The sequence below is a fragment of the Mesorhizobium argentiipisi (SeqCode) genome (genome assembly GCF_037179585.1).
Taxonomy (GTDB): domain Bacteria; phylum Pseudomonadota; class Alphaproteobacteria; order Rhizobiales; family Rhizobiaceae; genus Mesorhizobium; species Mesorhizobium argentiipisi.
Genome location: NZ_JAPYKO010000002.1, coordinates 225,381 through 240,011 on the forward strand (window position 1 = coordinate 225,381; position 14,631 = coordinate 240,011).

Consider the following 14,631-nt stretch of genomic DNA (forward strand, 5'->3'; position numbering starts at 1 on the left):
CAAACCCACAAATATTTCGTGAAGCCATGATATTGTTTTGAGCAAACCATGGCGTAACGCTTTATTTAGCATGGCTTATTCGACTTTTATTCAGCGGCTTCAGCGCTCCCTTGTCCGATCTCCAATCTCTTGGCGGTACGCGCCCAGAAGCTTGATATGAAAGCCGGATCGCGAAGCGCCTCCAGCCGCTGCCATTGCGGGAACGACGCAGCGAATGTCTCAGGCCCCATCCGGGCATCCTTGTAGGGGTTCACCGCCCCGCCCGCCCCGACCGCGATACGATCAAGCTCGGCGAGCAGCCGCAACGTCCCTTCGCCCCGATTGGGGAAATCGAGCGTCAGCGTGTAGCCGGGCCGCGGGAACGACAGCAGCGCCGGCGAGCGGACGTCGCCGAAGCGCTTGAGCACGGTCAGGAATGATCCCTGCCCTGCCCGCCGTGCGGCGTCGAGCAGCACAGGCACGATGCGGCGCGCATTCGCCTCCGGCACCACGCTTTGGTGCTGGAACAGTCCGCGCGGCCCGTAGAGCCGGTTCCAGTCTCGGACCCCGTCCAGCGGAAAGAAGAAGCCCTGATAGCCTGCCGGGTGCGGAGCCTGGGACTTGCCCTTCTTCCAGCGGTAGGCCGCGTTGAAGACGGTGAGGAAGGGCCGATTGAGGACATTGAATGGTGGCTGCACCGGCACGGAAAACCAGCTGCCGGCGCGCGCCGCCGCGTGCGAGCCGTGTTCGGCATGGTTGCCGGTGAACAACAGCCCGCGACCGCGCCCGTGGCCACTGGCAAGCTGATCGATCCAGGCGACGGCATATTCGTTGGCCTGGTCGGCAGCCTCGGCAAGATCGAAGAATTCGCCGAGATCGCGAAACCGCGTTGCGCTTTCCATGACATCGAGCGACGGCACCCGCATCAGCTTGATCGATGCCGACAGGATCAGCCCCGTCAGCCCCATGCCGCCGATCGTCGACCCGAACAGTCGGACATTGTCGGTCTGCGAGCAGCGATAGGTCCGGCCGTCGGACCGAAGCAGCGTCAAAGCCTCGACATGGCAGCCGAAGGTGCCGCGCCGATGATGGTTCTTGCCATGGACATCATTGGCGATTGCGCCGCCCAGCGTCACGAATTGCGTGCCTGGAACCACGGCCGGAAAGAAGCCGTAGGGCGCGGCATGAGCGATGATATCGCAAAGCAGCGTGCCGGCATCGGCCTCGAGCACGCCGGTCTCGGCGTTGAAGGAACGGATGCGGTTGAGCGGCCGCATATCGACCACCATGCCGGCATCGTTCTGGCAACTGTCGCCATAGGAGCGGCCATTGCCGTATCCGAGCAGCGATCCGGTCTTCGCCTCGCCGCGCTTAAGCAAGGCGATCGCCTCGTCCGCCGGAATCGCCTTGCGCGCCGACGCGGTCGCCAGTCCGAAGCTGCCGAAGCGCTTGTCCGTCATCACCAGCCTCCGGCGACGAGGAAGACCGCGCCGATGGCGACGACGATCTGGCTGCGCCAGTCGCGGATGATGAAGACGACCGGGTCGTCATGCATCTCGTCGCGGCGGGCGAGGATCCAGACGCGCATCGTGAGATAAAGCACGATCGGCGCCAGCGGCCATATCAGCCACGGATGCGGATAGAGCTCGCGCACCGCCGGGCTGTCCATATAGAGCGCCAGGACCAGCGCCGAGGAGAAAGCCGACGCCATGCCGGCCTGGGCGACGATTTCCTGGTCCTCGGTGCGATAGCCGCGGCCGGCAATGCGCTCGCCGGGCGGGATAGCCGTGGTGCGCAACTCGACGAAGCGCTTCACCAGCGCCAGCGACAGGAAGAAAAAGATCGAGAAGGCAAGCAGCCAGAAGGAGACGTCAACGCCGGTGGCGGCTGCGCCCGCAAGCACGCGGATCGTGTAGAGGCCCGCAAGCGTCAGCACATCGATCAGAAGCATGCGCTTGAACGACAGAGAATAGGCTGTGGTGACGACCAGATAGCCGGCAAGCACGCCAAGAAATTCGATCGGCAGGAACAAGCCGGCGGCGATGCCGACCGCAAGCAGCGCGACGATCGCGCCGAGACCGAATGGGATCGACAACGCGCCGCTTGCGAAAGGCCGGTTGCGCTTTGTCGGATGCTTGCGGTCGAGCGCCAGGTCGAAGAAGTCGTTGAGGATATAGATGGCAGAGGCCACGGCGCTGAAGGAAATGAACGCCAGCAGGCATTCCCAGATCATATTCGGATTGAAATATTCGTGCGACAGCACCATCGGCACGGCGATCAGCGCGTTCTTCAGCCATTGATGGATGCGCAGCATCTTGACGTAGATCTTTAGCGTCGGCTTCGGCGCGGGTATGGCATCTGCTTGATGCGCCGCCTGCCAGCGCCGGGCGCTGCGGTCGGGCGCCACCACGAGCGCGTTGCGCGCTGCATCGAACACTTTGAGGTCGTGGCGGCTGTTGCCGGCATAGTCGAAGCCTGCATCGCCATAGGCGGCAACAAGTGCAGCGCATTTCCTGCCGGAGGTCCTGTTGTGCGGACCATCCGTCGCCAGCACATGATCGAAAATGCCGAGATGCGCCGCGATCGCCTGCGCGAACTTACGCGGCGTTCCCGTCGCCAGCACGATCTTGCGGCCCTCCCGGTGCTCGGCGCACAGCCGATCGAGCAGATCCCGACGATAGGGCAGCGAGGCCGGGTCAATGTCGACGCGGCTGGCGATTTCCTGCTTCAGCCGGGCCGGGCCGCCGGTCAGCCAAAACGGCAGGAGAAAGACATAGAGCGGGTTCTTCTTGAGGAGGATGAACAGGCCTTCCCACAGAAGGTCCGTTGCGATCAGCGTACCGTCGAGATCGACCGCAAGCGGAATTGCGTTCCTGTCCGACCTCGCGTCCATTGCCCTGCCCCGATCGAGCGCAGGATCCCTTAACTCCGATCTCGGAAGGGAACCACGCGCCAACTCAACCCACGCCGTGTGCCGGCGTCCTGGGGGGCAGATATAGCCGGAGATGACGCAGCGAACGTTAAAACGTCCGGTTGCAGTGCATTGTCATGCCGGTTTTTCGGCGTCATCGTTAAGCGACGGCTACCGGAAACGATAAAAGGCCGGACATCGGTCCGGCCTTGCCAATCTTGCGGCGCCACTCTGTGGCGAGAGTTACTTGATGCGGGCCGCGCCGCCCGAGATTTCGACTGTTTCCGAGCCGGTCAGGGCTTCGAGGTCCCCATTGGGCAGGGTGACGAAGCAGCCGTTCGAGCAGAATTCCACCGTCTCGCCGGCGGCAAGCGTCAGCTCGCTCTTGGCGCCGCCTTCGGTCACGACCAAGGTCCGCGTCTGAGCGTCCCTGTTGATCGCGCTGGCGGCGAAAGCCGAACCGCCCAGGGCCAGCAAAGCAATGGCGGCAACGACAGACTTCCACATTGAAATTTCGGTGTTTCACACACCGCCTCTGTTCAAATTTGCAAGGCATTCTCGCCCTTTGCATCGAAGCTTATAGGAGATGTTACCTGAACCGCAACTGAATGCCGCATTCATGCCACAATCGGTTTCGGCCCCGGGTGAGCCGTCGCCCAACGTGTATCGAGATTCAAGTCAGGCCGAGCCGAAAATTGCACCGGAAGCGCAGGAAGCCGCCATTGCAGGCCGGCCTCACCTGAATATCAACGCACCTCAGCCGGGGTCCGGCTTGCGGCCCCTACGCTTCGTCTTGGCCAGCCGTTCCCGCTCGGCCGCGGCTTCCGCCTCCAGCCTCTCGCGCTCCGCGAATTCGGCTTCGATCTTGTCGTCGTCGATTGGCCAGGCTTCGTGCTTCTTGCTCTCGACCACGGCGCGCGGCGTCGATGGTATCTCGATCTGCTCCTGCTCGAAGATATCGAAGATGGCGAAGCGGATATCGTTCTGCACGACGCTGCCGTTCATGATGTCGGCGACGAACACGCGAATTTCGAATTCGAGCGCGGCCGAGCCGAAATTGGCGAAGAGGACGAACGGCTCGGGGTTCTTCAGCACCATCGGATGGGCGCGCGCAATGTCCGTCAGGATGGCATGGACGCGCTTGAGGTCGCTGCCATAGGCGACGCCGACCTTGATGTCGATGCGCCCGAGCTTGTTGCGATGCGTCCAGTTGCCGACCGCGTTGTTGATGAGGTTCGAGTTGGGCAGGATCACCGCCTGCCGCTGGAAGGTCTCGATCTCGGTGGCGCGCACGCTGATCTTGCGCACCGTGCCGCTGACGTCGCCCGCGACGATCCAGTCGCCGACCTTGAACGGCCGTTCGGCAAGCAGGATGAGGCCTGAGACGAAATTGGACACGACGTTCTGCAGGCCGAAGCCGATACCCAGCGAAAGCGCGCCGGCAACCAGCGCCAGGTTGGAAAGATCGATGCCCGCCGCCGAGATGCCGACCAGCGCGGCGACCGCCACGCCGGCATAGCCGACACCGAGCCGGATCGAGTTGCGCACGCCGGCATCGACCTTGCCGCGCGCCATCACTGAGCCGTCCAGCCAGCCCTGGAACCAGCGCGTCAGGAAATAGCCGATGATGAAGACGACGATGCCACTGAGGATGCCGAGGAAGGAGATGGTCACCGAACCGATCGTGACGCCGGTCGCCAGCTTGTAGGCCCAAGCCTCGATATCGCCGGGCTGGAAGCCCCACATCAACAGGATCAGCGGCAGGAACACCACCACGATCATCAGATTGATGGCGATGCTGACGACCAGGCCGAGCTGGTCGAGGGCGGTATCCTCGTAGCTGGAGTTTTCCGAAAGCCATCGCCCGACCGAAGTGTCGGCGAAGCCGCCCTCCTCCCCGATCGCGCGTGCCGACAGGAAGCCGATATAGGCCGTCACCAGCACCGTGCCGGTCACCACGACCTGGAACGAGACGAAAAGCGCCAGGCCGATATAGCCAAGCAGCGCAGCCGCAATGGTGAACAGGCCGAGGGCGATGGCCATGAAGCGAAGCCATGCCGGCCAAGGGCGCCAAGAGCCGTCAGCCGTCCTGAAAGGCCGCAGCAGTCCCATCAGGATCAGGATGATGCCGACGATGATAGCGGCGACAAAGCCCCTGGCGATCGTCAGCGAAAGCGGCGACCCCATCTTCTCGTTGACGACCGACAGGAAGTAGTTGAACCCGAGCACCAGCGCCATGGCGGTCGTCAGGCCAACCAGCCAACGCGCCGGGCCGGTCGCGACCGGGATCAGCCGCCAGTTGGGCAGGCGCGGTTCGAGCGCCGCGTTGGTCAGCCGGTTGACGCAGAACACCATGGCGATCACCGTCAGCAAGGCATTGAGGAACGTGCCGATATCGCCACGCAGCACATTGTAATAGTTGAAGAAGAACACGGCTGAGGCGAAGAAAACGCCGAGCGCGAGGGTCGGCAGCAGCGTCGACCAGAAGGCCACCGACAGGCGGCTGAGATAGGAGGGATCCTCGACGGTCGGGTCGGCCTCGAAGATGCGGCCGAACAGGCGTCTGCCGCCGATCAACAGCACGGCCGCCAAGGCCAGCGCCATAAGCGTCGCCGCAAGGATCGCCTGGAACTTGAACCTGACGGCGAAGCTCGCCCAGGACGACAACGCCTTGTAGAGGCCCGTGAACTGATCATGCGCGTCGGAAAAGGCCTGCGGGCTCAACGCGTCGGTCAGGTCATAATGCTTGGTTATGACGCTGCGGAAAAGCTCGCTGCGCATGACGGCGATCTTGTCGACCAGCCCGTTGACGCGGATGGACAGGTTTTGCGCGCTGGCGACGACCGCGTTGATCTGAGCTTTTTCCGTGGCAAGCGCGCTGCGCTCGCTGCTGACGATCACCGGCTCGGCAGGTTGCCCCTGCGCCGGCGGCGGGCCGAGAACCCCGACGCGATTGTTGATGTCGGTAAGGCGCTGCCGGAATGCCAGCGCGCTGTTCAGCGCGGCGCGCGAAATATCCTCCAGCTGCAACCGGATGTCGACAAGCCCCGCATCGTCCTGGTCGGGGTCGCTCAGTTTCTTTTCCAGGCCGTCGGTCCTGGCCGTCAGGTCCTGGATGACCTTGGTCTGATCGGCGATGAGCTGCGACGAACCATGGCCGATCGCCTGCGCCGACGCCTCGAGCGCCGGCTGCCCGAAGACAGCGACGATGACGACCAGAAGCAGGCGCAGCAGGCGGAAGAACATGACTTTGTTGGCGACTCGCGGCCGAAAAATTCTCGAAATTTCCGCCTTTGATAAAGACCGGCATATCGGGCGGCAAGCCGTCCGATCGCATCGGCGAGAGTCGGCCTGGCGAAAAGCGATGGCGTAATCTTGGCTTTCCGCTTCCCGCCTGCTCTATAGTCTGCCGCCTCGCATCATAAGGACGATAGGAAGAATGGCGGAATATTCAGCCTTTTCGCTGCTCAAGAACGCGCTGAACGGCAACAAGGATTGGAAGCCCGCCTGGCGCAAGCCCGACCCCAAGGCTTCCTATGACGTGATCGTCATCGGCGGCGGCGGCCACGGTCTTTCGACCGCCTATTATCTTGCCAAGGAACACGGCATCACCAATGTCGCGGTGCTGGAAAAGGGCTGGCTCGGCTCCGGCAATGTCGGCCGCAACACCACCGCCGTGCGCTCCAATTATCTCTTGCCGCAGAACACCCGCTTCTACGAACATTCGATGAAGCTGTGGGAGAACCTCTCGCACGACCTCAATTACAACGTCATGTTCTCGCAGCGTGGCTGCCTGAACCTCGCGCACACGCCTGCCCAGCTCGACGATTATGCCAGGCGCGGCAACGCCATGCGCCATCTCGGCGTCGACGCCGAGCTGATGAGCGTCGATCAGATCAGGCGGCTTGTGCCGGCGCTGGACGTCTCGGGTTCGGCGCGCTTCCCGGTGCTTGGCGGGCTGATGCAGCCGCGCGCCGGCACAGCCCGGCACGATGCTGTCGCCTGGGGCTATGCGCGCGGCGCCGATCGGCGCGGCGTCGATATCATCGAGAACTGCGAGGTGACCGGCTTCCTGCGCGACGGCGACCGCGTCACCGGCGTTACGACGACGCGCGGCGAGATCCGCGCCAAGAAGGTCGCGCTTGCGGTTGCCGGCAGCACCGGCCGCGTCATGCAGCTTGCCGGCATTTCGCATATGCCGATCGAAAGCCACGTGCTTCAGGCCTTCGTCTCGGAATCGCTGAAGCCGATCATCGATACGATCCTGACCTTCGGCATGGGCCATTTCTACATTTCGCAGTCCGACAAGGGCGGCCTTGTCTATGGCGGCGACCTTGACGGCTACAACAGCTACGCCCAGCGCGGCAGCCTGCCGATCGTCGATGAGGTGATGAGCGAGATGGTGGCGCTGTTTCCCGGCCTGGCGCGCGTGCGCATGCTGCGCTCCTGGGGCGGGCTGTGCGACATGACGATGGACGGCTCGCCTATCATCACCACTGGCCCGCTGCCAGGCATGTATCTCAATTGCGGCTGGTGCTATGGCGGCTTCAAGGCGACGCCCGCCTCGGGCTGGTGCTTTGCCTACACCATTGCCAAGGACGAGCCGCACGAGTTCAACGCGCCCTTCACGCTCGACCGTTTCTACCGTGGCCTCATCATCGACGACAAAGGCCAGGGCGCGACGCCCAGATTGCACTAGGGTTTGGATTGAAAAATGCTGATCACCTGTCCCTATTGCGGCCCGCGCGACGTCATCGAATTCACCTACCAGGGCGACGGCAACCGCCAGCGGCCGCAGCCCGCCTCGCAGAACCTCGACGCCTGGAACGCCTATGTCTACGACCGTCTGAATCCGGCCGGCGATCACAACGAGATCTGGCAGCATTCCGGCGGTTGCCGGTCCCATCTGCGCGTCGTTCGCAACACCTTGACGCATGAGATTTTGAGTACCGAATTCGCCCGTGGCGGCCACAAGACGGAGAGCCGCTCGTGAGCCCGCGCCGCACCGAGACCGGCGGCCGGATCGATCGGCTGCACACCATCCGCTTCACCTTCGACGGCGCGCCTTACACCGGCCATGCCGGCGACACGCTGGCCTCGGCGCTGCTTGCCAATGGCGTGACGCTGTTCGGCCGTTCCTTCAAATATCACCGCCCGCGCGGCCTGCTTGCCGCCGGTGTCGAGGAGCCGAACGCGCTGGTGACGGTGCTGCGCGGCGAAGTGCGCGAGCCGAACATTCCGGCCACCATGGTCGAGATCTATGACGGGCTGGTCGCCGTCAGCCAGAACCGCACGCCCTCGCTCGCCTGGGATATCGGCGCCCTCAACCAGCTCGGCGGCAAGCTCCTGTCGGCCGGCTTCTACTACAAGACCTTCATGGGTCCGGTGATCGGTCCGCTGAAGGGCACGCGCTTCTGGATGTTCTGCGAGCATTTCATCCGCCGCGCCGCCGGACTCGGCAAGGCCGGCACCACTCCCGACCCGGCGCGCTACGAGCGCATGAACGCATTTTGCGACGTGCTGGTCGTCGGCTCAGGTCCGGCCGGCCTGATGGCGGCGAAGGCCGCCGCCGACCAGGGCGCCCGCGTCATCCTTGCCGACCTCGAAGCCCACTTTGGCGGCTCCGCCAACTGGTCGGGCGAAACCATCGACGGCATGCCTGCCGCCGAATGGGCCCTGCGCATAGTTGCGCAGCTCGAAGGCAACGACAATGTCCGCCTGCTGCCGCGCACGACCGTGTGGGGTTACTATGACGGCAACACGCTTGCCGCGCTGGAACGGGTGACCGACCATAAGGAGACGCCTGCCAAGGGCGAGCCGCGCCAGCGCTACTGGGCGATCCGCGCAGGCACAGTGGTTCTCGCCACCGGCTCTTTCGAACGGCCGCTGGTGTTTCCGGGCAACGACCGTCCCGGCGTCATGCTGGCGCATGCCGCGGAACGCTACGCAGTTGAATATGGCGTGCTGCCGGGACAGCGCATCGCCCTCTTCACCAACAACGACAGCGCCTACCGCTCGGCCGTCGCCTTGAAGAAGGCCGGCGCCGCGGTGGTCGCCATCATCGATGTCCGTGCCGACATCTCGAACGACATGCGCCGGCTCGCCGGCGAGGCCGAGGCCGAGCTTCTGGACGGCCATGCCGTGGTTGCGACCGAAGGCGGCAAGGCCCTCACCGGTCTCAAGGTGCAGCGCTTCGACGCCATGAGCGGTGCGCTGAGCGGCGATGAACGCAGCATCCATGCCGACAGCCTGTTGATGTCGGGCGGTTGGTCGCCGACCATCCATCTCGCCAGCCAGGCGGGCGCCAAGGCTGAATGGGACCCGGCCAGGCAGGCCTTCCTGCCGCCCAAGCCGACGCAGCGTTGGCTCGGCGCCGGCGCCTTCACCGGCAGCTTCTCAACCGCCGAAGCCATCGCCGAGGGCCGCGCGGCTGGCGTTTCGGCTGCCGGCGGAACGGCGGCGCCCGCCGCCCTGCCGACCGTCGAGGCCGCACCGGGCGATCCAGATCCGGCGCCGGTCTTCGAGATCAAGGCCAAGGGCAAGAGCTTTGTCGACTTCCAGCACGACGTGACGGCCGAAGACGTGCGGCTTGCGCACCGCGAAGGCTTCGTATCGGTCGAGCACCTGAAGCGCTACACCACGCTGGGCATGGCGACCGACCAGGGCAAGAACTCCAATGTGCCTGGCCTCGCCATCATGGCCGAGGCGCTCGGCAAGCCGATCCCCGAAGTCGGCACGACGCGCTTTCGCCCGCCCTACACGGCGGTGTCGATCGGCTCGCTGGCCGCCGAACGCTTTGGCGACCTCAAGCCCGAACGGTTGACGCCGATGCATGACTGGCACATTGCCAATGGCGCGACCATGTATTCGGCCGGGCTCTGGTACCGGCCGATGATCTACGGCCTTCCCGGCGAGACGGTCGAGCAGGCCTATGTCCGCGAAGCGAAGGCCACGCGCGAAAGCGCCGGCATCGTCGATGTCTCGACGCTGGGCAAGATCGCGGTGCAGGGACCGGACGCGGCGGAGTTCCTCGACCGCGTCTACACCAACATGTTCTCCACGCTTGCGGTCGGCAAGGCTCGCTACGGCCTGATGCTGCGCGAGGACGGGCTTGCCTTCGACGACGGCACCACCTGGCGGCTCGGCGAGCAGGAATTCCTGATGACCACCACCACCGCCAACGCCGGCAAGGTGATGCAGCATCTGGAATATTTCCTCGACGTCATCTGGCCGGAGCTGAAGGTCACCGTCACCTCCGTCACCGACGAATGGGCGGGTGCGGCGATCGGCGGGCCAAACGCGCGCGCCATCCTCGCTTCCTGCGTCACCGGCACCGCCGTCGACAACGCCACGCTGCCCTTCATGGGCATCGTCCATGGCCGGATCGCCGGCGTGCCGGTGATGATCTGCCGCCTGTCCTTCTCCGGCGAAATGGCGTTCGAGGTTTATTCCGGCGCCGGCTACGGCACCCATGTCTGGGAGGCCTTGATCGAGGCCGGCAAGCCGTTCGGCTTGGTCACCTATGGGCTCGAGGCGCTGGGCACGATGCGCATCGAGAAGGGCCATGTCACCGGCGCCGAGATCGACGGCCGCACCACCGCGCGCGACCTCCATCTCGACTGGATGCTGTCGAAGAAGAAGCCCTTCATCGGCTCGGCCATGATGGACCGCGAAGGCCTGATCGCCCCTGACCGGCTCGAGTTGGTCGGACTGATCGCCCTCGACAACCGGCCGCTCAACGGCGGCGGCCATGTCGTCGAGGAACTGGACGAGGACAATCCGCACGACTCGCTCGGTCACATCACCGCCTGCTGCTATTCACCGGCGCTCGGCAAATATATTGCTTTGGCCTTAGTAAAGGGCGGCAAGGCACGTCAGGGGACCCGCGCCTTCATCTCCGACCCGCTGCGCAACCGGTTCGGGCCGGTCGAGATCGTCTCCAACCATTTCTACGATCCGGACGGGAGCCGCATGCATGGCTGAGCAGCATTTGCCCGAACGCCAATCGCCGCTCGAGCCGGAGTATCATCCGGGTTCGCACGGCAATTTCGACCATGGCGTCGATGTAATCCTGTCCGAGATGCGGCCGGGCACGATCCTGCAGCTCGCCGCCTGGCCGGGTGAAGAGAAGCAGCTGATCGAAATTATCGGCAAGGTCACCGGTCTCGCTCTACCCGATGGCGCCGGCGGCGGCGTGAGCAGCGGCGCCCGCGCCGCCTTCGGCTTCGCTCCGGGAAAGTTCACCGTGGTCGACGAAGCGGAGGGGCTTGCTCAAGCCTTCGCCGACGCCATCACGCCAGCCGTCGGTACGCTGACCGATCTCTCGCATGGCCGCACCGCGATCCGCATCGCCGGCCCGAAGGCCGAGTGGGTGATGGCGAAGTTTTTTGCCATCGACTTCGCCTTGTCGGCCTTCCCGCTCGGCGCCGGACGTTCGACCAACCACCATGACGTGTTTGCCCAGATCCAGCGCAGCGGCGCCGACCAGTTCGACATCTACGTCTTCCGCTCTTTCGCGCGCTCGTTCTGGAAGGCCTTGTGCCACGCCTCGGAGGAAGTCGGTTACGAGGTGCAGTAGGCCGCTCGGCGTTGCTGGCTAAGCATTGGTCCAGGCGGCATCTGGCATTATCGACGGCTGCAACTGCTGCTTGAGCGCTGGGCCAGCAGGCGCGATAGGTAAGGAATCACGGGGTTTGCCGAGGCAAACGTCCGCTCAGGCAACCAGTTCGACCATACCCTTCCATGACTGTTGAGACTTCGGCGGCCACGACCCGCTTTGCTCCGGCGGAGGGTCCGTCGATGCTGTTACCAGCAACCGTAGCTTGCGGCGTGTTCATGACCAGCCTCGACCAGAACGTCGTGGTCACCGCGCTGCCCGGCATCGGCGAGAGCCTTGATCGCCCGCCAAGCCAGCTTGGGCTTTTGATCACCGTCTATGTCGCTAGCCTCATCGTCACCATGCCGCTCGGCGGCTGGCTGGCCGACCGTTTTGGGCTGCGCAACGTCTATTGCTTCGCCCTGCTCGTCTTCGCCAGCGCCTCGGCCTTGTGCGGCCTTTCGGAAAACATCTGGATGCTGGTCGGCTCGCGCGCTTTGCAGGGCTGCGGCGGCGCGCTGATGGGCACGCTTGGCCAGGTCGTGATCCTGTCGAGCTTCCCGCGCGCCCGTACGCTGAAGATCAACATGTATATTTCGCTCGCCGGCCAATCCGGGCCGCTGGTTGGGCCGCTCGTCGGCGGCGCGCTCACCACCTACGTCTCCTGGCGATGGATCTTCTATATCAACATCCCGATCGCCCTGACCGCGGCACTTCTGGCCGCCTCCCTGTTTCCGACGACAACCAAGCCGGTTCGCACGCCATTCGATTTGCCGGGCTTCCTGCTTGTCGGCAGCGGCATGGGATTGCTGGTCTTCGGCATGGATTCGCTTGCCGCCAAGGATGCCGCGAACAGCCTGATCGGCATCGAGCTTGGCCTGGCGATCGTCATCCTGACGGTTGCCGCCTTCTATTGCCTGCGCGCCCGCAACCCGCTGCTCGATCTCAACCTGCTGCGCATCCGCACCTTCCGCATCTCCTTCCTCACCGGCGGGGGACTGGACACAATCGGCCTGAGCTCGGTGGTCTTCCTGCTGCCGCTGATGTTCCAGCTCGGCTTCGGCATGAGCGCGGTGCAGGCCGGATCGCTGACCTTCGTCGCCGCGATCGGATCATTGCTGATGCGCTTCTTCATGCCGCGCCTGTTGAACCGCTTCGGCTTCAAGCGCGTGCTGGTCATCAACACGCCGATCATCGCCCTATTGGTCGCGGGCTTTGCCCTGATGCAGGAGAGCCTGCCGGCCTGGATCGTGCTTGCCTATATTTTCGCCTTCGGCGTCTTCCGCTCGGTGCAATGGGCCTCGACCGGCAACCTTGCCTATTCGGACATCGCGCCGGAGCAGCTCGCCCGCTTCAGCGCGCTCTATTACATCCTGTGGCAGCTTGCGGTGGCGATCAGCGTCGGCCTCGCGTCGGCGCTCCTGTCGCTGCTAGCCGGCGGCGGCAAGGCCAGCGTCAACGACTATCGCATCCTGTTCGTCATCGAAGGCCTGATCACGCTTTGCGCGCTATCGGCCTATCTGAGGCTGACGCCGCAGGACGGCGCCCATGTCAGCGGCCATGGCGCGCATATGAGCTCGGACTGATAGGCCGGTCTGCGGGCTGCCGACCCTATTTCGCGAAGGTCACCCAGTCCTCGATCGGCGCGCGGTCGGTGCGGAACTCGTTTTCTGGCTTCGAGGTGTCTTCGTAGCCGAGCGCCATGCCGCAGACGACGACCTCCTCGTCGGGAATGTTGAGCACCGGCCGGATCTGCCGGTGATAGGGCGCGAAGGCAGCCTGGGGACAGGTATGGAGTCCCCGGCCCCGCGCCGCGACCATGATGTTCTGCAGGAACATGCCATAGTCGATCCAGGAGCCTTGGTTCAGTCTCCGGTCGATCGTGAAGATCATGCCCACCGGCGCATCGAAGAAGATGAAGTTGCGGTCGTGCTGCGCCCGCATCTTGTCGACCTCGCGGCGGCCGATGCCCAGCGCGCCGTAAAGCCCGAAGCCGTTGGCGCGGCGACGCGTGAGGTAAGGTTCGAAGAACTGGTCGGGATAGTAGCGGTACTCGTCCCACTCGGCCTTTTCGGCGCGGATGCCGGAGTTGAGGATGGCGTCGCTGATGCGCTGCTTGACCTCGCCCTTGGTCACATAGACGCGCCAGGGCTGCATATTGGTGCCGGACGGCGCACGCGCGGCAACCGCCAGGATTGCGCGGACCGTCTCGTCATCAACCATGTCGGGCAGGAAAGCGCGCACGGACCGGCGCGAGGTGATCGCCTCGTCGACGATCGCCGCTTCCGATGCGATCCGGATGTTCTTCTCAAGCATGGGCCGTCCCTTTGCGCATGGCCAAAAACCGTAAACACGGTTTCCCTTGACGACCATCCGCAGACTCTAAGCTAAACTGGTCCCGACCGGGCGCCCCACTCGCCGCTCGTGCGCGAGCCTTTGCATCAACGGCCGAAATCGCGCAAGCAAATCTTGTGGCCTATGAAAATACCCTTGATTTTTTCATGAATTTGCCTCTCATGAAATTTATTCAGATTTTTTCACGAGCAATCTTTGACCACGACCGCGACCAAATCGGAGCAGGACAATGGCGACCGGCTGCTGGCCGGCGACATCCGTGCGCTCCGCAAGGCGCGCGGCCTCACGCTCACTGAAATTGCGCTCAAGTTAGGTCGCTCGGTCGGTTGGGTCAGCCAGGTCGAGCGCGGTCTTTCTATCCCTTCGCTAGGCGATCTCAGGGCATTCGCCAGCCTCTTCGATGTTCCGATCAGCCTGTTCTTCAGCCATGATGTGCCTGTCGAGCAGGAACGCGGCGTGGTGGTGCGCGCCGGCAGCCGCCGATCGCTTGGCACAAGTGAATCCGGCCTGGTGGAGGAGCTTCTGTCGCCCGACCTGGGCGGTAGCTTCGAGATGCTGCGCTCAGTCTTCGCGCCGGGCGCGGAGCTGAAGACGGAAGCGCGCCGTCCGACGGAAGAAGCGGGCTATGTCGCGTCGGGCACGTTCGAGATCGAGATCGACGGCGTCTGGCATCGTCTCGGCGAAGGCGACTCGTTCCGCTTCGAGGGCAAGCCATTCCGCTGGCGCAATCCCGGCGCCGAGCCGGCGGTGGTCATCTGGGTAGTTTCGCCACCGGTATACTGACAATGCA

General features: G+C 64.1%; 11 protein-coding genes. 6 read left to right on the forward strand and 5 right to left on the reverse strand.

The window, feature by feature from the left end; all coding sequences use genetic code 11:
• Positions 1-86: 86 nt before the first annotated feature.
• From O7A05_RS04015 to O7A05_RS04030, 4 genes are all read right to left on the reverse strand, one after another.
• On the reverse strand, positions 87-1,439 hold the full coding sequence (locus O7A05_RS04015) for an FAD-binding oxidoreductase (protein ID WP_337091660.1): 1,353 nt from the start codon (positions 1,437-1,439) through the stop codon (positions 87-89).
• Positions 1,439-2,872 carry a UbiA family prenyltransferase gene (locus O7A05_RS04020; RefSeq protein ID WP_337091661.1) on the reverse strand — a complete coding sequence of 478 codons (1,434 nt, stop codon included), beginning with the start codon at positions 2,870-2,872 and terminating at the stop codon, positions 1,439-1,441. Before O7A05_RS04020 ends, O7A05_RS04015 begins: the two co-directional genes overlap by 1 nt.
• A 261-nt stretch (positions 2,873-3,133) precedes the next feature.
• A complete protein-coding gene (locus tag O7A05_RS04025) occupies positions 3,134-3,397 on the reverse strand; it encodes a hypothetical protein (RefSeq protein WP_027167119.1) in 264 nt (87 codons plus the stop codon).
• A gap of 249 nt (positions 3,398-3,646) precedes the next feature.
• Positions 3,647-6,136: a mechanosensitive ion channel family protein gene (locus O7A05_RS04030; protein WP_337091662.1), complete on the reverse strand. Its 2,490-nt coding sequence runs from the start codon at positions 6,134-6,136 to the stop codon at positions 3,647-3,649.
• A 193-nt stretch (positions 6,137-6,329) separates the two neighbouring features.
• Between O7A05_RS04030 and O7A05_RS04035 the strand changes: the two genes are divergently transcribed.
• The 5 genes from O7A05_RS04035 (at position 6,330) to O7A05_RS04055 (ending at position 13,072) form a co-directional block, all read left to right on the forward strand.
• The gene (locus O7A05_RS04035; protein ID WP_337091663.1) at positions 6,330-7,589 is read left to right on the forward strand and encodes a sarcosine oxidase subunit beta; all 1,260 of its coding nucleotides are present in this window, start codon (positions 6,330-6,332) and stop codon (positions 7,587-7,589) included.
• A 15-nt stretch (positions 7,590-7,604) separates the two neighbouring features.
• Positions 7,605-7,883, forward strand: a complete 279-nt coding sequence (locus tag O7A05_RS04040) for a sarcosine oxidase subunit delta (RefSeq protein WP_337091664.1) — start codon at positions 7,605-7,607, stop codon at positions 7,881-7,883.
• Complete coding sequence (locus O7A05_RS04045; protein WP_337091665.1) at positions 7,880-10,873, forward strand: sarcosine oxidase subunit alpha; 2,994 nt, start codon at positions 7,880-7,882, stop codon at positions 10,871-10,873. The genes O7A05_RS04040 and O7A05_RS04045 overlap by 4 nt, the downstream gene beginning before the upstream one ends.
• Before the next feature lie 7 nt (positions 10,874-10,880).
• Complete coding sequence (locus O7A05_RS04050; RefSeq protein ID WP_337091974.1) at positions 10,881-11,468, forward strand: sarcosine oxidase subunit gamma; 588 nt, start codon at positions 10,881-10,883, stop codon at positions 11,466-11,468.
• A gap of 221 nt (positions 11,469-11,689) precedes the next feature.
• Positions 11,690-13,072 carry an MFS transporter gene (locus O7A05_RS04055; RefSeq protein ID WP_337091666.1) on the forward strand — a complete coding sequence of 461 codons (1,383 nt, stop codon included), beginning with the start codon at positions 11,690-11,692 and terminating at the stop codon, positions 13,070-13,072.
• Between the two features lie 25 nt (positions 13,073-13,097).
• Here the strand turns inward: O7A05_RS04055 and O7A05_RS04060 are convergent, their stop codons facing one another.
• Entirely contained in the window at positions 13,098-13,802 is a 705-nt protein-coding gene (locus O7A05_RS04060; RefSeq protein ID WP_337091667.1) for a nitroreductase, read from the reverse strand.
• Between the two features lie 279 nt (positions 13,803-14,081).
• Between O7A05_RS04060 and O7A05_RS04065 the strand changes: the two genes are divergently transcribed.
• A complete protein-coding gene (locus O7A05_RS04065) occupies positions 14,082-14,624 on the forward strand; it encodes a helix-turn-helix domain-containing protein (RefSeq protein ID WP_415926956.1) in 543 nt (180 codons plus the stop codon).
• Positions 14,625-14,631 lie beyond the last annotated feature (7 nt).